This is a genomic window from Pseudomonas sp. TWI628, assembly GCF_039673865.1.
GTDB lineage: Bacteria > Pseudomonadota > Gammaproteobacteria > Pseudomonadales > Pseudomonadaceae > Aquipseudomonas.
On sequence record NZ_JBDJMM010000033.1, the window covers coordinates 1 to 21,546 of the forward strand.

Below are 21,546 nucleotides of genomic sequence, written 5' to 3' on the forward strand. Positions count from 1 at the left end.
TTTTTTTCTTTGTTGTGGGATGGGGGGAGGTTTTCCCCCACACCTCCCCGGGCCTGAAATCGCCTGTCTCAACGAGGCAATGGCCATAAGCTGGGGATATCCAGTACTTCCAGCACCAACTCCGGTTCGCGCAACGCCAAGCGAGACAGCAGCTCATCCGCAGCACTCTGCGGCGTCCAGGCATCCGGAACAGCCTGCACGGAAGTCACCGGCGTCTTCAGTGACTGCGGTGCCACCACGGTCAGGTCAATCCCCTGGTCCTTCAACGCCTGGCGCTGCTCACGCGCCCACTGCGGCACATTGTTCCAGCCCGCCGACACTTGCGTCGGCGAGTAGAGCTGCAAGGCCGAATAACGGTTGAAAATCGCCATGACCTGCGGCTGATGCCCCTGTGCCAACAACGGTTGCGCGCTGGCCAGGCAATGCTCGCCAGCCAGTTGGTTGTCATTGACGATGGCCTCGAACACATCGCTGTCGGCCACGCCATCGGCCAGGTAGTCACTGGTCCCGGCGTTGATGATCAACACGTCCAGCGAGCACCAGGCATGGCATATCTGCTCTGCCGCGTTGGCGGCCTTGCCTTCTTCATGCAATTGCCAAGGCAGGCTCAACAGCCGGCTACCATGGCGCACGGCCAAGGCCTGCAGCGCCTCGCTGCCCTTGCCACTTGCGGCAACCCGATGCCCTTGCTCGAGCAATCGCTCCACCAGGGCCAGACCCAGTCCGTTGCTGGCCCCCGTAACCCAGAAACTACGCGAGTTGTTCAAGATACTGCCCTCTGATCCTGCCGGCGTGGTAGCCCCTTGAAGGCTTCCAATGCACGCTGGCGACTGCTGCCGAGATCGACAATCGGACTGTGGTAGGAATTATTAGCAAAAAGATCCGCAGACTTCACGGGTTGGTGGATGGACGTTTCATCCAGCCCCCGCAATTCGGGTAGCCAGTGGCGGATGAAGCGACCCTCGGGGTCGAACCGCTGCGACTGGGAAACCGGGTTGAAGATACGGAAATAGGGTACTGCGTCGGTGCCGGTGGAGGCACTCCACTGCCAGCCACCATTGTTGGCGGCCAGATCACCGTCTATCAGATGGCGCATGAAATGGCGTTCGCCCAGGCGCCAGTCGATCAGCAGGTTCTTGCTGAGGAACATGGCGACGATCATGCGCAGGCGGTTGTGCATCCAACCGGTGTGCAGCAGTTGGCGCATGGCTGCGTCGATGATGGGGAACCCGGTACGTCCCTCCTGCCAGGCCTTGAAGTCGTCAGGCGCATTACGCCAAGGCAGGGCTTCGGTCTGGGCGCGGAAGGCACGATGCCTGGAGACCTGTGGATATCCCGTCAGGATGTGTTTGTAGAACTCGCGCCAGAGCAGCTCGTTGATCCACGTCTGGACGCCGCTGCTGCCACTGTCGAACTCGCCGCGGTTGTGGGCGAGGGCGGCATGCAGGCATTGGCGGGGCGAAATCACGCCTGCGGCCAGGTAGGCTGAAAGCTGGCTGGTGCCAGGCTTGGCCGGGAGGTCGCGCAGATGCCCATAGTCCTCGACCGTTTCATCGATAAAGCGGGCAAGCCGCGCCTGCGCTTCGTCTTCGCCAGCGGGCCAGTGTTCGCTCAGTGCGCGGGCAGGTTTGTCGAAGCCCTCGATATGCTGCGGGATCGGGTCGCTGCTGATATCCAGAGGCTGCTGGCGTTTCACCCGCCGGGCCAGTGATGGCAGGCTGCGGTGCAGGTGTTCCAGGCAGACCTTCTTGAACTGGGAGAACACCTGGAAGTAGTCGCCGCTGCGGGTCAGGATAGTGCCCGGGCGGAAGAACAGTTGGTCGAGGTAGCTGTGGGCGCGGACACCGGAATCCTCCAGCAGCTTGCGCGTGGCCGCATCGCGACGCGTTTCGTTGATGCCGTATTCATCGTTCCAGTGCACTGCCTTGATGTTGTGCTGGCGGCAGACTTCGAGCAGTGCGGCCGGTGCCTGGTCCCAGGTGTCGATGTTGCGCACCAGCAGGGGGATGTTCAGTTGGTCCAGCCCCTGGCGCAGCTGGCGCAGGTTGCGCAGCCAGAAGTCGACCTTGCAGGCAGCGTCGTCGTGGGCCTGCCATTGGCCGGGGCTGGCCAGCCACAAGGCCACGGTCGGCCCGCGTTCGCAGGCGACGCTGAGGGCAGAGTTGTCATCGATGCGCAGGTCACTGCGCAGCCAGATCAGTTGCATGGGGCACTCGTCTCTACAGGCCGGCGGGCATTGCCTTGCAGCACACGCAATGCCGCCTGCGGGGTATCGAACAGGAAAAGGTCGGGCAGATCGAAAGCGTGCAGCTGGGCCTGGTGCAAGGCGAGGGTGGCGCCGCCCAGCAGCTTGGTCCCGGCGATGCCCTGCAAGGTGCGCAGCAAGGTGTTGGCATCGATACGGGGGCCAAGGTGCATCAGAACTGCCCGTGGTTGCAGGGTGACCACGGCGCGTTGCAGTTGCGCGCCACCCACGGGTTGCTCAAAGACTTCTACGGGGATGCCGTTGCTGCTCAGCAGCCAGGCGCATAGCCACAGGCTGGCGTCGAACGGGCGCTCGCTGTCTTCGCAGAGCAGCACGGCGGGCCCCTGCAACGATTGATTGTCGTGGTACACCCGTGCCCCTAGCTTGCTGCGCAGCCAGGTATGGAAAAACACCTGTTCAAGGCGCGCGTTGAAGTGGCTGCGCCAGCGCATGGCGAGGGATTCCAGTAGCGGCAGCAGCAACTGTTCACACAGCGTCACGGCGGGGTACAAGGCCATCACCTGGTTCAGTTGCTGGTCGAGGCTGCGTTGGGAGAGGTGGGCAATGGCTTCGATCAACTGCAGCTGGCGCGGTTGCCAGTCGCCCATCGGTGCACGCTCTACCGGCTGGTCGAGCAGCTCACGAACCTGACCGACCGAAGCACCGCGTTCAAGCCAGCTGAGAATCGCTTGCACCCGCTCGAGTTGGTCTTGCCCATACAAACGATGCCCTTTGGCGGTGCGTTGCGGCTTGAGCAGGCCATAGCGGCGCTCCCAGGCGCGCAAGGTGACTGGGTTGACGCCGGTGCGCCGGGCCAGTTCGCCAATCGGCACGAGCGTTTCAGACAGCATTGCGCAGTCCCAGGCTGGCAGGGTGCGGCTGCAGGTAGGTCTGCTGCTGCAGATAAGGATCAGGATGCTTGCGCAAGTGATGCTTGAGCAGCGTCAGTGGCACCACCAGCGGTACCTCGCCTTGCTGGTACTGGCCGATGATGTGCTGCAGTTCGGCTTTGTCCTGTTGGGTCAGCGAGTCCTTGAAGTAGCCGCTCAGGTGCTGCAAGACATTGCAATGGGTGCCCCGGCTGGCGCAACGCCGCAGGGCCTGCATCAGCTGGCTGAAATAGCGAGGCCCGATCTGTTCGGGGTCATCCTCACGGCTCATGCTGCCCAGCAGGCGGCCGAGCTGGCGATAGGCCTGGGGGTTGTTCGCCATCAGCAGGTACTTGTAGCGTGAATGGAAGCGCACCAGGGCGCCTCGGCTCAACCCTTGCGCCAGCAACTGTTGCCAGTCGGCGTAGGCATAGACGCGGCTGATGAAGTTTTCGCGCAGCACGGGATCGTGCAGGCGTCCTTCTTCCTCCACCGGCAGGTCCGGGCGACGGGCACAGAAGGCGGCGGCGTAGGCGCCTGTGCCACCTTGCGGCGCAGCATGACCGTTGTCCTGATAGACCTTGACCCGCTCCAGGCCGCAGGAAGGGGACTTCTGCATGAAGATGTAGCCACAGATGTCATCGAGCTCATTGGCCATCTGCTCGCCATAGTTGCGCAATGGGCCGGTCAAGTCTGTGCCTGGGTTGCGTGTGCCGACCACGCTAGGCTGCGCGGGGTTACCGACCAGGCGAATCGGGTCGCGTGGTACGCCCAGGCCAATGGCGACCTCAGGGCATACCGGTAACCAATCGAAATGCGCTTGCAGTTGTTCACGGCATAGATCGGAAGCCTTGTGCCCGCCGTTGTAACGCACGCTATGGCCGGTCAGGCAGGCGCTGATGGCGATGCGGGGCTTATGTGCGGGGGCAGGTTCGTGCATGGCGGTCTCCAGAAAACTTGTACAAGGAAGTGAGCTCGTACAAGTTCATTCCAGCACAACCAGAAACTTATGCAAACTAGTATTTTTGTATAGTTTTGCCGAATGATGTTATTCGAGGTGCTCCAGCAGCCGTCGCGCGGCTTCCTGGCCACTGAGCCAGGCACCTTCGACGCGGCCTGACAGGCACCAGTCGCCGCAGGCATACAAACCTTGGTCGGCATCGGCCAGTGCGCCCCATTCGTGATTGCTGGTCGGCCGCGCATAGAGCCAGCGATGGGCCAGGGCGAAGCTCGGAGCCGGTACCACGCAGCCGACCAGTTCGGCGAATTCCCCCCACAAATGTTCGATCACTTCTTCCTTGGCCAGGTCGATGTGCTGCTTGCTCCAGTCGGAGGTGGCGTGCAGCACCCAGGTATCGAGGTGTTCTTCGCGGCCGGGTTTGCTGCGGTTGCGGGCCAGCCAGTCGAGCGCGCTGTCCTGCACGAAGCAGCCTTGCATTGGTGTATCCAGCGGTGTCTGGAAGGCCAGGGCGACGGCCCAGGTCGGCTCCATCTGCACACCGGCCGCCACGGCGGCGAGCTTGGGCGTAGCGGCCAGCAATTGGGTGGCCTGCGGCGCGGGCACGGCGATCACCACGCGGCTGAACGGGCCATGGCTGCAGCCTTCAGTGTCCTGCAGGTGCCAGAATTGCTTGCCGCGGAATACTTCGGCGATACGGCAACCGAAGTTCACCGTGACGTCCTTGAGCAGGCCGCGGGTGATGGCGCTCATGCGTGGCACGCCGACCCAGCGGGTCTGTTCGTCGGGGGAGGGGGTGAGTTCGCCATCACGGTAGTTGTACAGCTGCGGCTTCCACTGCTCGGCCCAGCCGGCGGCGACCCACTGTTGCACCTGCTCGACGAAGCGCCGGTCGCGGGCGGTGAAATACTGCGCGCCCAGGTCAAGCGCGCCAGCTTCGCTGCGCTTGCTGGCCATGCGCCCACCGCTGCCGTGGCCTTTATCGAACAAGTGGACGGACTGCCCGGCCTTTTGCAGCGCCTGGGCGGCGGACAGGCCGGCGATACCGGCACCGATGATGGCAATAGGTACTGTCATGATGGCCTCTTCGAACCTTGCTGTAGGCAGACTACGCTGTCAGGTAAACCTGTACAATACAAAATCTTTGTATAAGGTTATTCCGCTTCATAGGCATGTTGGCCTATGGTTATCCGAGAGCGATGGGTCTGGAAAAGTGCCTTGTTTTTAAAAATAGACCATGGGCGCACGCTGCGAGGACACAGCCATGCATATATTGCTGACAGGTGGTACCGGGTTGATCGGCCAGCACCTTTGCCAGTACTGGCTCGGCAAGGGGTATCGTCTGACCGTGTGGAGCCGACGCCCTGAACAAGTGCCGCGATTGTGTGGCAGCGGGGTGCGCGGCATTGGCCGGCTGGACGATCTGGGCGCCGATGAACAGGTGGACGCGGTAGTCAACCTGGCCGGTGCGCCGATCGCCGATCGGCCTTGGTCGGCGGCACGCCGCAACCTGCTGTGGGCCAGCCGCATCACCCTCACCGAGCAATTGCTGGCCTGGCTGGGCAGCCGTGAACAGCGCCCGGAGGTGTTGATCTCAGGTTCCGCCGTGGGCTGGTACGGCGATGGCGGCGAGCGCGAACTGACCGAAGCCTCGCCGCCAGTTCGCGAAGACTTCGCCAGCCAGCTGTGCATTGCCTGGGAAGAAACCGCCCAGCGCGCGCAGCAGCTTGGCATGCGCGTGGTACTGGTGCGCACCGGGCTGGTACTGGCCAGTGACGGCGGCTTCTTGTCGCGCCTGCGCCTGCCGTTCAAGCTGGGCCTGGGCGGGCCGTTGGGTGATGGCCGGCAGTGGATGCCGTGGGTGCACATCGACGACCAGATCGCCCTGATTGATTTTCTCTTGCAGCACAAGGATGCCAGCGGTCCTTATAATGCCTGCGCGCCAGAGCCGGTACGCAACCGCGATTTCGCCAAGGCGCTGGGGCGTGCGCTGCATCGGCCTGCGTTCATACCGATGCCCGGCTTGCTGCTCAAGGCCGGCCTCGGCGAGCTCTCGACCTTGCTGCTGGGCGGCCAGCGAGCGCGCCCGGTGCGCTTGCTGGCGGCAGGCTTCACCTTCCGTTTCAACGATCTGCAATCGGCGCTGGGCAACTTGTCCAGCCGCCTCTGACATAGGACGCTGCATGACCGATCACGCTCTGCTGCTGGTCAACCTGGGTTCGCCGGCCTCCACCTCGGTGGCCGATGTGCGCCGCTACCTCAACCAGTTCCTCATGGACCCCTATGTGATCGACCTGCCCTGGCCGGTGCGACGCCTGCTGGTGTCGTTGATCCTGGTCAAGCGCCCTGAGCAGTCGGCGCACGCCTATGCCTCGATCTGGTGGGATGAAGGCTCGCCGCTGGTGGTACTGACGCGGCGCCTGCAGGCGGCGATGGTCGAGCACTGGCCACATGGGCCGGTGGAAGTCGCCATGCGCTACGGTGAGCCGGCATTGCCTGAGGTACTGGCGCGTCTGGCTGCGCAGGGTGTGCGCAAGGTGACCCTGGCGCCGCTTTATCCACAGTTCGCCGATAGCACGGTGACCACGGTGGTGGAACAGGCAAAGCAGACGCTGGCCGAACGCCAGTTGCCGTTGCAGCTGCGCGTGCTGCAGCCGTTCTATGAACATCCTGATTACATTGATGCGCTGGTCGCCAGTGCCCGCCCTTACCTTGAGCAGGATTTCGACCATCTGTTGCTGAGTTTCCATGGCTTGCCGGAGCGGCACCTGAAGAAGCTGTACCCGGCCGGCAAGCATGATCTGCGCGCAGCCGACTGCTGCCGCGATGCCAGTGCCGAGGTGCGTGCCGTTTGTTACCGCGGACAGTGCCTGGCCACGGCCAAGGCCTTTGCGGCGAAGATGGGCATCCCGGATGGCAAGTGGTCGGTGTCGTTCCAGTCGCGGTTGGGGCGTGACAAGTGGATCGAACCCTACACCGAGACGCGCCTGGACGAGCTGGCCAAGGCCGGGGTGAAGAAGCTGCTGGTGATGTGCCCGGCGTTCGTTGCCGATTGCATCGAGACGCTGGAAGAGATCGGCATGCGCGGCGCCGAGCAGTTTGTCGAGGCGGGCGGCAAGGAGTTGGTGCTGGTGCCGTGCCTGAATGATCACCCGGATTGGGTGAGGGTGTTGGCGGGGATGTGCGAAAAGGTCTGAATTGAGGGGGCCGCCATGCGGCCCCTTCGCAGCACAAGAACGCGCCTACACATCCAGCTTCTTGTGTTTCCAGCCGTCATTGCCCGGCAGGATCAGGTTCAGGGCGATGGCCACGATGGCGCACAGGGCAATACCTTTCAGGCCCCAGTCATCCGGGCCGTCGCCGCTGCCGATCAGCACGCCGCCGATACCGAACACCAGGGTCACCGAAACGATCACCAGGTTGCGCGCTTCGGCCAGGTCGATCTTGTGGCGGATCATGGTGTTCATGCCCACCGCCGCGATCGAGCCGAACAGCAGGCACAGAATGCCGCCCATCACCGGTACCGGAATGCTCTGCAGCAGCGCGCCGAACTTGCCGATGAAGGCCAGGGTGATGGCAAACACAGCCGCCCAGGTCATGATCTTCGGGTTGTAGTTCTTGGTCAGCATCACCGCGCCGGTCACTTCGGCGTAGGTGGTGTTGGGCGGGCCGCCAAACAGGCCGGCTGCGGTGGTGGCCAGGCCGTCACCCAGCAGGGTGCGGTGCAGGCCGGGCTTCTTCAGGTAGTCGCGGCCGGTCACGCTACCGACTGCAATCACCCCACCGATGTGCTCGATCGCCGGCGCGAGGGCAACCGGGACGATGAACAGGATGGCCTGCCAGTTGAAAGCTGGCGCGGTGAAGTTGGGAATTTCCAGCCACGGTGCGGCGGCGATCTTGGCAGTGTCGACCACGCCAAAGGCGAACGACAAGGCGAAACCCACCAGCACGCCGGAGATGATCGGCACCAGACGGAAAATACCTTTGCCGAACACGGCGACGACCAAGGTCGTCACCAGCGCAGGCATGGAGATCAGCATGGCGGTCTTGTACGGCATGAGTGCCGCACCATCACCGCCCTTGCCCATCGCCATGTTGGCGGCGATCGGGGCCATGGCCAGGCCGATGGAAATGATCACCGGGCCGATCACCACTGGCGGCAGCATGCGGTCAATGAAACCGGTGCCCTTGATCTTCACCATCAGGCCCATGAAGGTGTACACGAAACCTGCGGCCATCACGCCGCCCATGGTTTCGGCCAGGCCGAACTGGCCCTTGGCGAGGATGATCGGGGTGATGAAGGCAAAGCTCGACGCCAGGAACACCGGTACCTGACGGCCGGTGACCAGCTGGAACAGCAGGGTGCCGATGCCGGCGGTGAACAACGCCACGTTCGGGTCGAGGCCGGTGATCAGCGGCATCAGCACCAGCGCGCCGAATGCCACGAAGAGCATCTGCGCGCCCGAGACGACCTGGCGCCATAGCGGGTCGTTGAAGCCGTCCTGCATGGTCAGGCGTCCTTCTGCTTGGTGCCGAAGATCTTGTCACCGGCATCGCCCAGGCCTGGGACGATGTAACCATGCTCGTTCAGGTGCTGGTCGATCGAGGCGGTGAAGATCTGTACGTCCGGGTGGGCTTTTTCCACCACGGCGATGCCTTCTGGCGCGGCGACCAGCACCATGGCACGGATCTCCTTGCAACCGGCTTTTTTCAGCAGGTCGATGGTGGCGACCATCGAACCGCCGGTGGCGAGCATCGGGTCGATGATCAGGGCCAGGCGCTGGTTGATGTCCGGCGCGAGCTTTTCCAGGTAGGTGTGCGCTTCGAGGGTTTCCTCGTTGCGAGCAACGCCGACGGCGCTGACCTTGGCGCCCGGGATCAGGCTGAGCACGCCGTCGAGCATGCCGATGCCAGCGCGCAGGATCGGGACCACGGTAATCTTCTTGCCGGCGATTTTTTCAACTTGTACCTTGCCGCACCAGCCGTCGATCTCGTAGGTTTCGAGGGGCAGGTCCTGGGTGGCTTCGTAGGTCAGGAGCGCGCCGACTTCCTGGGCGAGTTCGCGAAAATTCTTGGTGCTGATATCGGCACGGCGCATGAGGCCGAGCTTGTGGCGGATCAGCGGATGGCGGATCTCACGAGTAGGCATGGGGGGCTCCGAAAGGCGGGCAAAAAAACCGCGATAGATTAATCTATTCAGCCTTTGCTGTCGTGTAGTCCTTTTGCACGTTAGTCCATAAATGCTTGATCTGTGACGAGCGGATGCGTACCTTTGCCCGCTTTTCCAAAATGCACCCCTGGAGAGCGCCATGTCCGCTGATCTCGAGCACATCCGTCAAGTCATGCGCGAGGCAGACTGCCTGTACCACGAAGCCGAAGTCGAAGCGGCCATCGCCAAGGTCGGCGAGCAGATCAGCAAGGACCTGCACGACACCAACCCCGTGGTGTTCTGCGTGATGAACGGCGGCCTGATCTTTGCCGGCAAACTGCTGACCCACCTGCAGTTCCCGCTGGAGGTTTCGTACATCCATGCTACCCGTTACCGCAACCAGACCAGTGGCGGCGAGTTGTTCTGGAAGGCCAAGCCGGAAGTGTCGTTCATCGACCGTGACGTGCTGATCGTCGATGACATTCTCGACGAAGGCCACACCCTCAGCGCCATCATCGAGTTCTGCAAGCATGCCGGGGCACGCGCAGTGCACACCGCCGTGCTGATCGACAAGGACCACGACCGCAAGGCCAGCCCAGGCCTGAAGGCCAGCTATGCCGGCCTGCCGTGCATCGATCGCTATATCTTTGGTTACGGAATGGACTATAAAGGCTACTGGCGTAACGCAAACGGCATTTTCGCGGTCAAGGGACTGTAATCATGAGTCAGCCTGCATTCATCGACCAAACGTTGTTTACCGGGCTGGCGCAAAAAGCCGCCGAGGCGCCACGTCTGCGGCACCATCACAACTTTCATGAGATGGATGACCCTTGCCACCGCCTGGCGATCGGCCTGCAGCCCTCGACCTACATCGCCCCGCACCGGCACCTGAGCGACGACAAGGCGGAAACCTTGCTGGCGCTTAAAGGCCGCATCGGTCTGTTGCTGTTCGATGAGCAGGGCGCGCTGGCCAGCACGCGCATCCTCGAAGCAGGCGGCGAGTGCATGGGCGTAGACCTGCCGCCTGGCGTCTACCATGGCCTGGTGGCGCTTGAAGCCAACACCATCATGTTCGAATGCAAGGCCGGCCCTTATCGCCAGTTGGTCGAGGGGGAACACGCGCCCTGGGCGCCACGTGAAGGTGAGCCTGGCGTGGCTGAATACCAGGCCTGGATGCTCGCGCAGTTCGATTGAGATCTGCCGTTGCCTGCATGCTAGAGTGCTCCTTCATGCCAAGGAGCCTCACATGCGTGCGATTCTTCCCCTGCTGCTGGCGGTGAGCCTGCCTCTCGCCGCCGCACCGCTGCACAGCCAGTTCCTCCCGCCCGATGACCAGGCCCTGCGCCAGGAAGCGCCGACCGGCCAGCAATTGCTGCAAGTGACCGACTACTCGGTAGTGGTGGGTGCCCAGCGCCAGTCCGACCAACAGCCGATCCCGATCACCGCTTCGCTGCAGATGCGCCTGAAGGGCAAGCCACTGAGCAAAGGCGCGACCATCAGCCAGGTGCTGCTCAATTTCGACGCGGAGGCAGGCAAAAGCCTGAAGAAGCCGGTGTACGACGACAAGACCCGTACCCTGAGCCTCAATTACCCGGTCAGCGATTATCGGGTAGTCATGGACTTGCTGCGCAACGAGACCGTCTATGTGCAGTTCCTGACCTACGCCAACGGCCACATCTGGGCCGACCTGCACACCGGTACCGTACGTTCGCGTTGAGGCGCGCGGCCTGTGGGGGGTAAACTGCCGGCCTTCGAAATTCCATGATGGTCAGTTGGAGCCGGCAATGCGCAAAGACAAGAAGCAGGTGATTGGTGACGAAATCAGCGACGACTACATCAAGTCGTTCCTCCAGTTTGAGCCGGCCGATGGCGTGACCTCGCCTTCGCACCACAAACTGATCAAGGGCTACCGCGGCCTGCGTGTCGATGACTTCGAGCGCTTCGTGGGCTTCTTCGTCGAGGCTGGCCTGGACCTGGATGGCAAGGACGAGCACGGCAAGACCTTCGTCGAAGTGATCGCCGACCAGCGCAACGCGCCGGAGTACGTCGAGATCATCGCCAAGGCCCGCGGCTGATAAAGCCCAGGCACAAAAAAACGCCCCGAGGGGCGTTTTTTCGTTTCAGGCCGGCTTAGGCGTAATGCTTGGCCGGGCTGTCTTCCACCAGTTCCAGCGCCACATCGTTGTCGGCACTGATCTTGCGGTACAGCGCGGCGTCGGTGGCCAGGGCCTTCTCGCGAGCCGGGAAGATTTCCTTGAGCTTGGCAGCCCAGGCTCCTTTGGCCTGCTCGGGGAAGCAGCGCTCGATCAGCTCGAGCATGATCGAGACGGTTACCGAAGCACCTGGCGAGGCGCCGAGCAGTGCTGCCAGGCTGCCGTCCTGTGCCGACACCAGCTCGGTACCGAACTGCAGGATGCCGCCTTTCTTCGGGTCTTTCTTGATGATCTGCACGCGCTGGCCGGCCACTTCCAGGCGCCAGTCTTCTGCTTTGGCCTGTGGGTAGAAGCGGCGCAGGGATTCCAGGCGCTGCTCCATCGACTGCATCACTTCGCTGACCAGGTACTTGGTCAGGTCCATGTTGTCGCGGGCGACAGCCAGCATCGGGCCGATGTTGCCCATGCGCACCGACAGCGGCAGGTCCATGAGCGAGCCGTGCTTGAGGAACTTGGTGGTAAAGCCGGCATAAGGGCCGAACAGCAGCGAAGTCTTGCCGTCCACCACGCGGGTGTCCAGGTGTGGCACCGACATCGGCGGTGCGCCGACCGCAGCCTGGCTGTACACCTTGGCCTGGTGCTGCTTGACGATTTCCGGGTTGTCGCAACGCAGCCACTGGCCGCTCACCGGGAAGCCGCCGAAGCCTTTGCTTTCCGGGATGCCGGACAGTTGCAGCAGCGGCAGGGCCGCGCCGCCAGCGCCGAGGAACACGAAACGGGCGTCGACTTCGCGGGTGCCGCCGCTGTTGACGTCCTTGATGCTCACGGTCCAGCCGCTGCCGTTACGGCGCAGGCCGACGACTTTCTTGCTGTACTTGACCTGCGCGTCCGCGCTGTCGCCCAGTACCTTGAGCAGCTTGTTGGTCAGTGCCCCGAAGTTGACGTCGGTGCCTTTGGCCACGCGGGTTGCGGCGATGTGCTGGTCGGCCGGGCGGCCTGGCATCATCAGCGGCATCCACTCCTTCATCACGCCCTTGTCTTCGGTGTATTCCATCTCGGCGAAGGCGTGGTGCTGCTTGAGCAGCTCGAAGCGCTTCTTGAGGAAGGACACACCCTTGTCACCTTCGACGTAGCTCAGGTGCGGGACCGGGTTGATGAATGCACGTGCCGAGCCGAAGGTGCTCTTCTTGCTCAGGTAAGCCCAGAACTGGCGCGAGACCTCGAACTGGGTGTTGATGTGCACGGCCTTCTTGATGTCGATGCTGCCATCGGCGGCCTGGGGCGTGTAGTTCAGCTCGCACAGGCCAGCGTGGCCGGTGCCTGCGTTGTTCCAGGGGTTGGAGCTTTCCGCGGCTCCGGAGTCCATTGCCTCGACGACCTCAAGCTTCAGGGTCGGGTCAAGCTCCTTGAGCAGTACGGCCAGGGTGGCACTCATGATGCCCGCGCCTACCAGTACCACATCAACCGATTCGTTCTGCGCCATTTAACGCGTCTCCACAATCTACAGCTACCTAATTGACAGCATAGGACCACTGGGGTTGCCAGGATCGCCATGTCCGACTCTTCGCAGTTCTTGCAACTTCCGCGGACACCGCCAATCAGTCTTCGGGTTCAGGTATTGAACGCCGTTTGCCACAGGTGCGGCAATTCGACTAATGGTCAAGGTGTCGTGCGTGCGCTATGGAACGACTTCAGACACTCATCCGGGATGAGCGCTTTTGCCGTCTGTTCAGGGCTGTTCGGGACACATCTGCCGCTTTTGCACATGCCAGACTGTTCATTTGCTCGCCACACTCTCGTGAAGTTGTGAAAAACCGTTTTTTCACGCTCTTTTGGAGACGTGAACCTCAAAAGGGGACTGCGCGATGGCAACCCACAGGTTCATGCAGTGCGAAGGGCCGGAAAAGCAGGCACGACAGCCGATGCAAGACCTGAGTGGAAGGCTCTCTGTGGGCGAAGCGGGTGAAGGTGCCGGGGTCAATCGGCAAATGCGGGGCCCGATCAGGAGACGTCCTTATAATCGGGGGGAGATTATAACGATGTCGCGGGCAGAAAGGTCGTAATTCGTGGTTTTTATTGCAGCGTTTGTCAGGCCGCGAGGATGCGCTGGTGCCAGCGGCGGCTTGCGCGTGCGCAAACTCGGGCTTCGGCGGGCAGTTCGCGGCCCAGCCAGGCGAGCTTGATTTCGCTTATCTGCACCCATCCACTGCCGCTTGGCGCCTGGCGGCATTGCTTGAAGGCCAGGCATTTGCCTTCGCCGTCGAGGCGGGCATAGGCATTGTGGCGCGGGCGTTGGCAGAGCAGTGTCCAGAGCGAGGCCATGACGATGCGTCCTGTGCGTTTGGGCTTGGCGCAAGGATAAGGGCGCAGCCATGAAACGATTGTGACAAGCGGGCCGGACCGATGACTGGTCTGTGCCTGGCTGGGTATACTGTGGGCCTTTGCCGTATTTTCTGGAGAAACGCGCATGTTGCAACGTCTGTTGTTCGGTTTGATTGCCGTGGCCAGCCTCAGCCTGGTCGGTTGTGCCCACAGCCCGCAACAACTCAGCCCGCAACCCACGCTCAAGGCTCAGCTCGCACCGGTCGGTCACGGCCAGCCAGTGGTGGTCAAGGTGGTCGATGGGCGTGCTTCGCAATCCCTGGGTACCCGTGGTGGCATGTACCCCGAGACCAGCACCATCAGCGTCAGTGGCAATGATGTCGTGCCCAAGCTGCAGGCCCAGGCCGAAGCCGCTGTGCGCCTGCTCGGCTTCACCCCGACGCCGAACGCCTACAACGCACCGCAGCTGACCGTGACCCTGGCTGAGCTGAAGTACCAGTCGCCGAAGGACAACCTGTACGTGACCGAAGCCACCATCGGTGCCACCTTCCGTGCCGATGTGCAGAATGCCAGCCGCCGTTACAGCGGCCGCTACGGCGCTTCGCTGGACCAGCGTTTCGGCATGGCGCCGAACCAGGACACCAACACCCAGCTGGTGGGCGATGTGCTGAGCGATGCGCTGACCCGCCTGTTCAAGGACCCGACCATCGGTCAGGTGCTGGGCGAATAAGCCTCAGGCTGCAAACGAAAAACCCGCTACCTGCGTGCCAGGTAGCGGGTTTTTTATTGCCTGGACAGCCCTAGGCGGCTGCGATGTGGAAATCCAGCAAGCTGACGCCGGTACTTGCATCCACCTCGGGCAGGTCTTCGTGCATGTGCCCACCGAGCGCGCAGTAGACCAGCCACTGGCGGTCCTGGACATTGATGGCGAAACCATCGATCAACGCCTGCTGCTCATCGCTCTGAGCCACGAGATAGAGACGGTCCTGGTTTTCAGCGTGCAGCATCAACAAGCTCCGGTACGGGAAAAGGCCGATAGAGTGGCCTGCCCTGATGACGAGCATGTGACAGATGAAATCAAGTGACACTTTGTCGCCAAGGCCGGGCGGGCGGGGCGGACTCCGGTAGAATGCCGGGCTTCGCTGTGGCTATGACCGAGGTTGCGTGATGTCGTTGCAAGTGCTCTGGGGCTTTCTTACTGCCCACCCTACCAAGCTGATCAATCTGCTGGCGCTTTTGCTGACCTGCCCAGGCGGGATGCTGCTGCAGAGTGCTCGGCGGCGTGAGGCGATCACCCGCGAGAGTCTGGCGGTGGAAGAGGGGCCAGCGGATGCCTTCGTCCAGCGCGTGCCGCGCTACTACTACATCCTCGGGTTTTCCTGCCTGGCGATGGCCTTGCTGCTGTCCTGGTTCAGCACCTGGATTTGAAATACTTGGGGCCGCATGGCGGCCCCAAGCCGGTCAGGCGACAGGCGCCTGCTGCTTGACCTGATACTGGTTGCGCACCGGTGTTGCATACTGCAACACCAGGTAAGGCCGCTGCTCCTCGGGGCAGGCATCCAGCCGGCGCTGCCATTCTTCCCTGGCCTTGGCCAGTTCTTCGGCCGGGAACACCTTCTCGGCGCTCGGCACCTGCAGTGCCTCGTCCTTCTCGCTCCACATCGCATAGGCCAGGTAATGCACCGGGAACAGGCGGTAGCCGCCGAGGATCTGCCGGTCGGTTTCCTGTGCCAGCTGCTTGGTGTCCTCGTAGTACTCGGTCACCGGCGCGGCGAAGTGGATGTGCACCCGGCCCTTGTAGCCAGTGATGCCCTTGGCGATGCTGTTGTCGTCCTCGCCCGGTGCCTTCTTGTAGGTGCCGGTGGTGGCGCGGATGTACAGCTCGCGGGCCTTGGCCTGGTCGCAGGGGTCGTACTCGTAGCTGATCGACACCGGGATCAGGTTCAGGCTCTGGATTACCGCGCCGAACGGCTCGTCCTTGCGGCTCATGTGGAACATCTTGAGGATCGCCGAATCGGTGCGGTCGTCACCGTCCTTGGCGCGGCCTTCGGCCTGGGCGATCCAGATCGACGTGCCGTCATTGCGGATCGAATGGTTGATGTAGGCCGAGAGCAACTGGTAGGCCGCAAGCTTTTCGCGGCGGCCACTGATCGAGCGGTGCACGATGAAGCTCTTGTTCAGGCGCATCATGTCGCTGACGAACGGCTTCTGCAGCAGGTTGTCGCCGATGGCGATACGCGGCGTTGGCAGGCCGGCGTGGTACACCGCGTAGTTGACGAAGGCGGGGTCCATGACGATGTCGCGGTGGTTGGCCAGGAACAGATAGGCCGTGCCCGACTTGAGCTGTTCGACGCCGGAGTAGGTGACGCCGTCGGTGGCACGTTCGATGGTCTGGTCGACGTAGTACTCGACTTTGTCCTGCAAGGTCGATACGCAGGTGACGCCGGCGAATTCCTTGCGCAGGCGGCGGGCAATCAGCGGCTTGAGCAGCCAGCCGAGGGCGCCAGCGGCGCGCGGGAATTTGAAGTGGGTGAGGATATCGAGGAATGCCGGGTCGCTGAGCAGGCGCGCCAGAACGGCAGGGACCTCAGCATCGTCGTACGGTCGGATGGCATCGAATTCGCCCATCATGCTCTCTTGTTGGAAACGGCTAGGGTAATAAGGTAAGGGGTCGGGCCCGAAAAACGGCTCGGGCACACGCAAGCCCTGTAAACAGACCGGCAATTATACGCACAAGTCACCCCGGAGGCCGCGATGCTCGAACAAGCGTTCTACGATTGCCCTTATTGTGGTGAAGAAGTCGAAACGACAGTGGACCTGTCCGGGGGCGACCAGGAGTACATCGAGGACTGCCAGGTGTGCTGCAAGCCTATCCGCTTCGTGCTGCAGGTTCATGGCGATGAATGGATGCTGGATGTCTACGGTGAGAACGACTGATGCGGCGGATCTATGAACCGGAAAACCTGCTGGAGGCCGAAATGCTGGTGGGCATGCTTGCCAGTGAGGGCATCGAAGTGCACCTGGCCGGTCGCGACCTGATGGGCGGCGCGGGTGAATTGCCCTTGCAGGGGCTGCTTGGGCTTGCGGTGCCCGACGAACAGGCCGAATACGCACGGCAACTGATCGACGCGTACAATGGGGCCGAGCCGCTTGCCGGCGACGAGCCGGAGAGTCATCCCGGTACCTTGATCTGCTAGGTTCTGAAATCGCCCATGTGTGGACGTTACGCCCTGTTTCGCTGGCCCCAGGCGCTGGCCAGCCTGCCGGGTTTCCCTGCCGGCCAGCCGGCCCAATGGAATATCTCGCCTGGCGCTTCGGTGCTGATCCAGCGCCAGGTCGACGGCCAGCAGCAGCTGGCCAAGGCGCGCTGGGGGCTGACGCCTGCCTGGCTCACCGACCTTTCCCGCACTCCCGCCCATGCCCGGGCCGAGACCTTGGCCGAGCAGCCGATGTTCCGCGAAGCGTTTCGCCAGCGCCGTTGCCTGATGCCGGCCAACGGTTTTTACGAGTGGCGCGGCACGGTGCGCAAACGGCCTTACTGGCTGACGCCCGGGGAGGGCGCATCGCTATATTTTGCTGCCGTGTGGGAGGCCTACCCGGTGCAGGACCAGGTGTGGTTGAGCTGCGCGGTGGTGACTCAAGCCGCGATGAATCAGCGTCGGCCGCTGATTCTCGATGCTGCCGGCCAGGCCGCCTGGCTGGACCCGGACACACCAATGCCACGCTTGCACGAGTTGCTTGCCAGCCCGCCGGCGACACTGCGCGAGCGGGCCCTGGCAAACTTCGTCAATGACCCGAAACTGGACGCACCGGAGTGCCTGACGCCCGCTTAGGTAAAATCTTCCCTGCGGCTATGGCGGGGTATGGGTGACTCAGCCTAGGATACGGCGCATGTAAAAAGGGAGTGTTTTCATGCGTAAGTCTTTTGTCGTCAGTCTGTTGAGTGCTGGCATCCTGCTGGCCGGCTGCCAGGCGGTGAATACCACCAGCGGCGGTGCTGTCGGCGTCGAGCGCCAGCAGTACATGTTCAGCATGCTCTCGACCGATGAGGTCAACCAGATGTACGCCCAGTCGTACCAGCAGACCCTCGGCGAGGCGTCGAGCAAAGGCGTGCTGGACAAGTCCAGTGCCGATGCCAAGCGCGTGCAGACCATCGCCAACCGGCTGATCGCCCAGGCGCCCAAGTTCCGCCCTGATGCCGCGCAATGGAAATGGGAAGTCAACGTCATCAAGAGTGACGAGCTCAATGCCAACTGCGGGCCGGGCGGCAAGATCATCGTGTACACCGGGCTGATCGACCAGCTCAAGCTCACCGATGCGGAAATCGCCGCAGTGGTCGGTCACGAAATCGCCCACGCCTTGCGCGAGCACAGCCGTGAAGCGATGTCCAAGGCCTACGGCGTGGAGATGGCACGCCAGGGCGCGGGTGCATTGCTTGGCCTGGGCCAGGACAGCATGGCGTTGGCCGATGCCGTGGTGAACTACTCCATGACCCTGCCCAACAGTCGCGCCAACGAGAACGAGGCCGACCTGATCGGCCTGGAATTGTCGGCGCGTGCCGGTTACGACCCGAATGCCGCGATCACCTTGTGGAACAAGATGAGCAAGGCTTCGGAAGGGGCGCCACCTGAGTTCATGAGTACTCACCCGGCATCCAGCAGCCGGATTGCCTCGTTGCAAGCGGCGATTCCCAAGGTGATGCCGCTGTACGAAGCGGCCAAGAAATAAAAGCAGTTACAAGTTTCAAGCTGCAAGCCACATGTCAAAGCAGTCCTTGTTTGCTTGCAGCTTGCAGCTTGCAGCTTGCAGCTTGCAGCTTGCAGCTTGCAGCTTGCAGCTATCAGCCCACCCAACCGCTGGTCTTCATCGCCGAGTAAACGGCCACGATCGCCAGCACGAAGAACGCCGTAGCCGCCAGGCGGCGAATCAGTGTCAGTGGCAGTTTCTCCGCGGCGAAGTTACCCGCCAGCACCACCGGCACGTTGGCAATCAGCATGCCCAGGGTAGTCCCGAGGATGACCAGGATCAGGTGCGGATACTGGGCAGCCAGCATCACCGTGGCGACCTGGGTCTTGTCACCGATCTCGGCCAGGAAGAACGCGATCAGCGTGGTCAGGAACGGGCCGAAGCGGCGGGCCGGGTTCTCGTCATCGTCCATCTTGTCCGGCACCAGGGTCCACAATGCGGTGGCGGTGAAGCTCGCGGCGAGTATCCAGTGCAGTACCGACTCGCTGAAGAAGCCACCGACCCAGGCACCCACGGCACCGGCAGCGGCATGGTTGGCCAAGGTGGCGGCGATGATGCCGGCGATGATCGGCCAAGGCTTGCGGAAACGTGCGGCGAGGATGAGCGCGAGTAATTGCGTCTTGTCGCCGATTTCGGCCAAGGCAACGATTGCGGTGGGGACCAACAGAGATTCCAGCATCAGGATTCCTACGGGGGCGGGTCGACACGGCTATGACACGTACAGCCTCCCCGCCCCGGGTAAGGTGTGCGTGTCATAGGTCTTGTCAAACCGAGGACCTGTCTGAGCAGGTCGCTGGGTCGCACGCGCCATGGCCTGTGGGCCAAGTATGTTGACGTGTGCCGGGCGAGCAGGGCGCTCGCGGGAGACTACTCCCCTAGGACGGTGCGGATTCTGCCTAGCCGAAACCATTTCGGCAAGCCCTGTTTTTATCCGCGTGTGGCGCGATAGATGCGGAAGCCATCGGCCTCGGCGCAGGTCTGGCAGTTGCCCAATGCACCCTCGATCAGCGGCTGATAGCGCAGGAAGCTGTTCGCCACAAGGCGCATTTCGCCACCTTTTCGCAGATGCTGGCCGGATTTTTTCAGCAGGTTTTCCGAGGCCTGGTAGTTGGTGTGGACCCCGGTGTGGAACGGTGGGTTGCTCAGGATCAGACTCAGGTCGGCAGGCGCGGCATCGATGCCATCGCCGCTGATGACTTCACCTTCAAGGCTGTTGGCCGCCAGGGTAAGGCGGCTGGCTGCCACGGCGAAGGCATCGACATCCAGCAGGGTCACCCGGCTCTGTGGATAACGACGTTTGACCGTGGCGCCGAGCACGCCAGCGCCGCAGCCAAAGTCGAGCACGTGGCCGACCGCCAGGTTGTCCAGGTGCTTGAGCAACAGCGCGGTGCCGCGGTCGAGGCGGCCGTGGCTGAACACCCCCGGCAGGCTCACCACCTGCAGTGGGCCATCCTCAAGGTCGAGGGTGAAGCGCTCAGCCAGGCTCTCCAGCGGTTTGGCTTGCGGGGCGTTGTCCACGGTCACCTGCCATAGCTGGCAATGCCGTGCGCTGTCCAGCTTGCGCGGCTTGCCGAACGCCTGCAGCTGTTTGGCCGCGCCTTCGATGCCGCCACGTTTCTCACCCACCAGGTACAGCTCGCGGCCCGCCAGGCGCGAAGCCAGGGCATTGAGCAGGTAGGCCGCCAGTTCGCGGGACTTGGGCAGGAACAGCACGGCCGTCTCGAAGGCGACCGGCGGCACGTCGACGCCGTAGTGGCTGCGCCCGGGGAAGCGGCTGTCGAGCATGGCCTGGTCGCCGGCATGCCAAGTCCAGCCATGGGCCTGGGGCAACTGCCCGAGCAGGCCGTCAGCGGGGGCGCCGGCGAGCAGCAGCGGGCCCTGGAACAGCTCTGCCTGGCGGAGTAATACTTCACTGCGCGGGTCCATGGACGACGCCTCCTGAAAAAGTGGCGCAGTGTAGCAGAGCCGGGCGCGGGGCTGAGCGCGTGCTCAGCTGACCACGCGGCGTGGCTGGCCTTCGAAGAAGGCCTTGGCGTTTTCGCTGAGCTGGCCGACGATGCGCTGGCGCGACTCTACCGCGCCCCAGGCGCTGTGCGGAGTGATCAGCAGGCGTGGGATGCCCTTTTCCAGCAGCGGGTTGCCATTGACCGGCGGCTCGACGCTCAGCACATCGGTGGCCGCGCCGCCCAGATGGCCGTTGCGCAAGGCGTCGGCCAGGGCCTGTTCGTCGATCAGGCCGCCGCGGGCGGTGTTGACCACCAGTGCGCCCTTTTTCAGCAGCGCCAGTTCGCGGGCACCGATCATGTGCCGGGTGTGCTCGTTGAGCGGGCAGTGCAGGGTCAGCGCGTCGACCTGCGGCAGCAGTTCGTCCAGCGCCAGGCGATCGTCACGTGCCGGGCGGCCAGGGATCTGCCCGCTCAGCACGCGCATGCCGAAGGCTTCGGCCAGCCGTGCCACCGCGCCACCCAGTTCGCCATGGCCGAGCAGGCCGAGGGTCTTGCCCTCCAGTTCGACGATCGGGAAATCCAGCAGGCAGAACTGGCTGGCCTTGGCCCACTCGCCGTCGGCCACTGCCTGGTTGTAGTCGCACAGGCGCGTGGCCAGGGCCAGCAGCAGGGCGATGGTGTGCTGGGCCACTGACGGCGTGCCATAGCCCTGGCAGTTGCAGACCGTGATGCCCTGCGCGCGTGCGGCTGCCAGGTCGACATTGTTGGTGCCGGTCGCGGCCACCAGGATCAGCTTCAGCTGCGGGTTGGCGGCCAGCGTGGCGGCATCGAGCATGACCTTGTTGCTGATCACCGCGACGGCGCCTTGCAGGCGTTCGGCGACTTGCTCCGGGCGGGTGGCGGCAAACAGCTCGAATTCGTCGAACTGTTGCTGCAACGGCGACAGGTCGAGGTCGCCAAGGTCCAGGGATTGGTGATCGAGAAACACGGCGCGGCGCAAGCTGGGCATCAGGGGAAGCTCCGGTGGCAGGGCGGGGGTTGATCCATCACCCCGCACAATGCCACTCATACCTTGCGCCGCCAAATCATTCCTTCGGCTGATTTGACCGTCACATTGAGCTACTACAGTAGTTCCAGACTTGTCCGGCATGCTTTTCA

Annotated in this window: 26 protein-coding genes and 1 riboswitch; of the genes, 12 read left to right on the forward strand and 14 right to left on the reverse strand. The window is 62.9% G+C overall.

Features of this window, described 5'->3' with window-relative positions; translation table 11 throughout:
• Window positions 1–68: 68 nt before the first annotated feature.
• From ABE528_RS22605 to ABE528_RS22625, 5 genes are all read right to left on the reverse strand, one after another.
• Window positions 69–767, reverse strand: coding sequence for an SDR family NAD(P)-dependent oxidoreductase (locus ABE528_RS22605; protein WP_346654109.1), 699 nt, complete (start codon window positions 765–767; stop codon window positions 69–71).
• Window positions 764–2,206, reverse strand: a complete 1,443-nt coding sequence (phrB, locus tag ABE528_RS22610) for a deoxyribodipyrimidine photo-lyase (RefSeq protein ID WP_346654110.1) — start codon at window positions 2,204–2,206, stop codon at window positions 764–766. The genes ABE528_RS22605 and phrB overlap by 4 nt, the downstream gene beginning before the upstream one ends.
• Window positions 2,197–3,096, reverse strand: coding sequence for a MerR family transcriptional regulator (locus ABE528_RS22615; protein ID WP_152956549.1), 900 nt, complete (start codon window positions 3,094–3,096; stop codon window positions 2,197–2,199). The genes phrB and ABE528_RS22615 overlap by 10 nt, the downstream gene beginning before the upstream one ends.
• Window positions 3,086–4,054 (reverse strand): DUF523 and DUF1722 domain-containing protein, encoded by a 969-nt coding sequence (locus tag ABE528_RS22620; protein ID WP_152956550.1) that lies wholly within the window; start codon window positions 4,052–4,054, stop codon window positions 3,086–3,088. The genes ABE528_RS22615 and ABE528_RS22620 overlap by 11 nt, the downstream gene beginning before the upstream one ends.
• 108 nt (window positions 4,055–4,162) lie before the next feature.
• The gene (locus tag ABE528_RS22625; protein ID WP_110638420.1) at window positions 4,163–5,149 is read right to left on the reverse strand and encodes an NAD(P)/FAD-dependent oxidoreductase; all 987 of its coding nucleotides are present in this window, start codon (window positions 5,147–5,149) and stop codon (window positions 4,163–4,165) included.
• Window positions 5,150–5,336: 187 nt separating this feature from the next.
• On the opposite strand from ABE528_RS22625, the gene ABE528_RS22630 reads away from it, so the two are divergent.
• Both ABE528_RS22630 and hemH read left to right on the forward strand, forming a co-directional pair.
• Window positions 5,337–6,242 carry a TIGR01777 family oxidoreductase gene (locus tag ABE528_RS22630; RefSeq protein ID WP_152956551.1) on the forward strand — a complete coding sequence of 302 codons (906 nt, stop codon included), beginning with the start codon at window positions 5,337–5,339 and terminating at the stop codon, window positions 6,240–6,242.
• Window positions 6,243–6,255: 13 nt separating this feature from the next.
• A complete protein-coding gene (gene hemH / locus ABE528_RS22635; protein WP_346654111.1) occupies window positions 6,256–7,269 on the forward strand; it encodes a ferrochelatase in 1,014 nt (337 codons plus the stop codon).
• Window positions 7,270–7,314: 45 nt separating this feature from the next.
• Here the strand turns inward: hemH and ABE528_RS22640 are convergent, their stop codons facing one another.
• Window positions 7,315–8,580, reverse strand: coding sequence for a uracil-xanthine permease family protein (locus ABE528_RS22640; protein ID WP_152956553.1), 1,266 nt, complete (start codon window positions 8,578–8,580; stop codon window positions 7,315–7,317).
• A gap of 2 nt (window positions 8,581–8,582) precedes the next feature.
• A complete protein-coding gene (gene upp, locus ABE528_RS22645; protein ID WP_152956554.1) occupies window positions 8,583–9,221 on the reverse strand; it encodes a uracil phosphoribosyltransferase in 639 nt (212 codons plus the stop codon).
• Between the two features lie 160 nt (window positions 9,222–9,381).
• Between upp and ABE528_RS22650 the strand changes: the two genes are divergently transcribed.
• From ABE528_RS22650 to ABE528_RS22665, 4 genes are all read left to right on the forward strand, one after another.
• Entirely contained in the window at window positions 9,382–9,939 is a 558-nt protein-coding gene (locus tag ABE528_RS22650; RefSeq protein WP_152956555.1) for a hypoxanthine-guanine phosphoribosyltransferase, read from the forward strand.
• 2 nt (window positions 9,940–9,941) lie between these two features.
• Window positions 9,942–10,415, forward strand: a complete 474-nt coding sequence (locus ABE528_RS22655) for a WbuC family cupin fold metalloprotein (protein ID WP_152956556.1) — start codon at window positions 9,942–9,944, stop codon at window positions 10,413–10,415.
• A gap of 52 nt (window positions 10,416–10,467) precedes the next feature.
• On the forward strand, window positions 10,468–10,938 hold the full coding sequence (locus ABE528_RS22660) for a hypothetical protein (RefSeq protein ID WP_346654112.1): 471 nt from the start codon (window positions 10,468–10,470) through the stop codon (window positions 10,936–10,938).
• A 67-nt stretch (window positions 10,939–11,005) separates the two neighbouring features.
• Entirely contained in the window at window positions 11,006–11,296 is a 291-nt protein-coding gene (locus ABE528_RS22665; RefSeq protein ID WP_027918322.1) for a PA4642 family protein, read from the forward strand.
• A 55-nt stretch (window positions 11,297–11,351) separates the two neighbouring features.
• Here ABE528_RS22665 and mqo read toward each other — a convergent pair whose 3' ends face one another.
• On the reverse strand, window positions 11,352–12,857 hold the full coding sequence (gene mqo, locus ABE528_RS22670) for a malate dehydrogenase (quinone) (protein WP_152956558.1): 1,506 nt from the start codon (window positions 12,855–12,857) through the stop codon (window positions 11,352–11,354).
• Window positions 12,858–13,462: 605 nt separating this feature from the next.
• Window positions 13,463–13,696 carry a hypothetical protein gene (locus tag ABE528_RS22675; protein ID WP_152956559.1) on the reverse strand — a complete coding sequence of 78 codons (234 nt, stop codon included), beginning with the start codon at window positions 13,694–13,696 and terminating at the stop codon, window positions 13,463–13,465.
• 145 nt (window positions 13,697–13,841) lie between these two features.
• Between ABE528_RS22675 and ABE528_RS22680 the strand changes: the two genes are divergently transcribed.
• Window positions 13,842–14,426 (forward strand): YajG family lipoprotein, encoded by a 585-nt coding sequence (locus ABE528_RS22680; RefSeq protein ID WP_054887481.1) that lies wholly within the window; start codon window positions 13,842–13,844, stop codon window positions 14,424–14,426.
• Between the two features lie 70 nt (window positions 14,427–14,496).
• Here ABE528_RS22680 and ABE528_RS22685 read toward each other — a convergent pair whose 3' ends face one another.
• A complete protein-coding gene (locus ABE528_RS22685) occupies window positions 14,497–14,703 on the reverse strand; it encodes a hypothetical protein (protein WP_152956560.1) in 207 nt (68 codons plus the stop codon).
• A 160-nt stretch (window positions 14,704–14,863) separates the two neighbouring features.
• Here ABE528_RS22685 and ABE528_RS22690 point away from each other — a divergent pair, with 160 nt between their 5' ends.
• Window positions 14,864–15,124 (forward strand): hypothetical protein, encoded by a 261-nt coding sequence (locus tag ABE528_RS22690; RefSeq protein WP_346654113.1) that lies wholly within the window; start codon window positions 14,864–14,866, stop codon window positions 15,122–15,124.
• A 33-nt stretch (window positions 15,125–15,157) separates the two neighbouring features.
• Here ABE528_RS22690 and ABE528_RS22695 read toward each other — a convergent pair whose 3' ends face one another.
• Window positions 15,158–16,327, reverse strand: a complete 1,170-nt coding sequence (locus ABE528_RS22695; protein WP_152956562.1) for a 1-acyl-sn-glycerol-3-phosphate acyltransferase — start codon at window positions 16,325–16,327, stop codon at window positions 15,158–15,160.
• Between the two features lie 123 nt (window positions 16,328–16,450).
• Between ABE528_RS22695 and ABE528_RS22700 the strand changes: the two genes are divergently transcribed.
• From ABE528_RS22700 to ABE528_RS22715, 4 genes are all read left to right on the forward strand, one after another.
• Window positions 16,451–16,633, forward strand: a complete 183-nt coding sequence (locus ABE528_RS22700; protein WP_027918329.1) for a CPXCG motif-containing cysteine-rich protein — start codon at window positions 16,451–16,453, stop codon at window positions 16,631–16,633.
• On the forward strand, window positions 16,633–16,893 hold the full coding sequence (locus tag ABE528_RS22705) for a DUF2007 domain-containing protein (protein WP_152956563.1): 261 nt from the start codon (window positions 16,633–16,635) through the stop codon (window positions 16,891–16,893). Before ABE528_RS22700 ends, ABE528_RS22705 begins: the two co-directional genes overlap by 1 nt.
• Window positions 16,894–16,908: 15 nt before the next feature.
• Window positions 16,909–17,529: an SOS response-associated peptidase gene (locus tag ABE528_RS22710; RefSeq protein WP_346654114.1), complete on the forward strand. Its 621-nt coding sequence runs from the start codon at window positions 16,909–16,911 to the stop codon at window positions 17,527–17,529.
• 79 nt (window positions 17,530–17,608) lie between these two features.
• On the forward strand, window positions 17,609–18,424 hold the full coding sequence (locus ABE528_RS22715) for a M48 family metallopeptidase (RefSeq protein ID WP_152956565.1): 816 nt from the start codon (window positions 17,609–17,611) through the stop codon (window positions 18,422–18,424).
• 112 nt (window positions 18,425–18,536) lie between these two features.
• Here ABE528_RS22715 and ABE528_RS22720 read toward each other — a convergent pair whose 3' ends face one another.
• From ABE528_RS22720 to ABE528_RS22730, 3 genes are all read right to left on the reverse strand, one after another.
• Entirely contained in the window at window positions 18,537–19,118 is a 582-nt protein-coding gene (locus ABE528_RS22720) for a TMEM165/GDT1 family protein (RefSeq protein WP_178120082.1), read from the reverse strand.
• A 23-nt stretch (window positions 19,119–19,141) separates the two neighbouring features.
• A riboswitch (yybP-ykoY riboswitch) is annotated at window positions 19,142–19,330 on the reverse strand.
• 39 nt (window positions 19,331–19,369) lie between these two features.
• Window positions 19,370–20,368 (reverse strand): class I SAM-dependent methyltransferase, encoded by a 999-nt coding sequence (locus ABE528_RS22725; RefSeq protein WP_346654115.1) that lies wholly within the window; start codon window positions 20,366–20,368, stop codon window positions 19,370–19,372.
• A gap of 63 nt (window positions 20,369–20,431) precedes the next feature.
• A complete protein-coding gene (locus ABE528_RS22730; protein WP_346654116.1) occupies window positions 20,432–21,397 on the reverse strand; it encodes a 2-hydroxyacid dehydrogenase in 966 nt (321 codons plus the stop codon).
• Between the last annotated feature and the right edge of the window lie 149 nt (window positions 21,398–21,546).

Bases quoted from the DNA above. Each gene is read 5' to 3' on its own strand.
- phrB (WP_346654110.1), bottom strand. From the start codon at position 2,206: ATGCAACTGATCTGGCTGCGCAGTGACCTGCGCATCGATGACAACTCT.
- ABE528_RS22615 (WP_152956549.1), bottom strand. From the start codon at position 3,096: ATGCTGTCTGAAACGCTCGTGCCGATTGGCGAACTGGCCCGGCGCACC.
- ABE528_RS22620 (WP_152956550.1), bottom strand. From the start codon at position 4,054: ATGCACGAACCTGCCCCCGCACATAAGCCCCGCATCGCCATCAGCGCC.
- ABE528_RS22625 (WP_110638420.1), bottom strand. From the start codon at position 5,149: ATGACAGTACCTATTGCCATCATCGGTGCCGGTATCGCCGGCCTGTCC.
- ABE528_RS22630 (WP_152956551.1), top strand. From the start codon at position 5,337: ATGCATATATTGCTGACAGGTGGTACCGGGTTGATCGGCCAGCACCTT.
- hemH (WP_346654111.1), top strand. From the start codon at position 6,256: ATGACCGATCACGCTCTGCTGCTGGTCAACCTGGGTTCGCCGGCCTCC.
- ABE528_RS22640 (WP_152956553.1), bottom strand. From the start codon at position 8,580: ATGCAGGACGGCTTCAACGACCCGCTATGGCGCCAGGTCGTCTCGGGC.
- upp (WP_152956554.1), bottom strand. From the start codon at position 9,221: ATGCCTACTCGTGAGATCCGCCATCCGCTGATCCGCCACAAGCTCGGC.
- ABE528_RS22650 (WP_152956555.1), top strand. From the start codon at position 9,382: ATGTCCGCTGATCTCGAGCACATCCGTCAAGTCATGCGCGAGGCAGAC.
- ABE528_RS22655 (WP_152956556.1), top strand. From the start codon at position 9,942: ATGAGTCAGCCTGCATTCATCGACCAAACGTTGTTTACCGGGCTGGCG.
- ABE528_RS22660 (WP_346654112.1), top strand. From the start codon at position 10,468: ATGCGTGCGATTCTTCCCCTGCTGCTGGCGGTGAGCCTGCCTCTCGCC.
- ABE528_RS22665 (WP_027918322.1), top strand. From the start codon at position 11,006: ATGCGCAAAGACAAGAAGCAGGTGATTGGTGACGAAATCAGCGACGAC.
- mqo (WP_152956558.1), bottom strand. From the start codon at position 12,857: ATGGCGCAGAACGAATCGGTTGATGTGGTACTGGTAGGCGCGGGCATC.
- ABE528_RS22675 (WP_152956559.1), bottom strand. From the start codon at position 13,696: ATGGCCTCGCTCTGGACACTGCTCTGCCAACGCCCGCGCCACAATGCC.
- ABE528_RS22680 (WP_054887481.1), top strand. From the start codon at position 13,842: ATGTTGCAACGTCTGTTGTTCGGTTTGATTGCCGTGGCCAGCCTCAGC.
- ABE528_RS22685 (WP_152956560.1), bottom strand. From the start codon at position 14,703: ATGCTGCACGCTGAAAACCAGGACCGTCTCTATCTCGTGGCTCAGAGC.
- ABE528_RS22690 (WP_346654113.1), top strand. From the start codon at position 14,864: ATGTCGTTGCAAGTGCTCTGGGGCTTTCTTACTGCCCACCCTACCAAG.
- ABE528_RS22695 (WP_152956562.1), bottom strand. From the start codon at position 16,327: ATGATGGGCGAATTCGATGCCATCCGACCGTACGACGATGCTGAGGTC.
- ABE528_RS22700 (WP_027918329.1), top strand. From the start codon at position 16,451: ATGCTCGAACAAGCGTTCTACGATTGCCCTTATTGTGGTGAAGAAGTC.
- ABE528_RS22705 (WP_152956563.1), top strand. From the start codon at position 16,633: ATGCGGCGGATCTATGAACCGGAAAACCTGCTGGAGGCCGAAATGCTG.
- ABE528_RS22710 (WP_346654114.1), top strand. From the start codon at position 16,909: ATGTGTGGACGTTACGCCCTGTTTCGCTGGCCCCAGGCGCTGGCCAGC.
- ABE528_RS22715 (WP_152956565.1), top strand. From the start codon at position 17,609: ATGCGTAAGTCTTTTGTCGTCAGTCTGTTGAGTGCTGGCATCCTGCTG.
- ABE528_RS22725 (WP_346654115.1), bottom strand. From the start codon at position 20,368: ATGGACCCGCGCAGTGAAGTATTACTCCGCCAGGCAGAGCTGTTCCAG.
- ABE528_RS22730 (WP_346654116.1), bottom strand. From the start codon at position 21,397: ATGCCCAGCTTGCGCCGCGCCGTGTTTCTCGATCACCAATCCCTGGAC.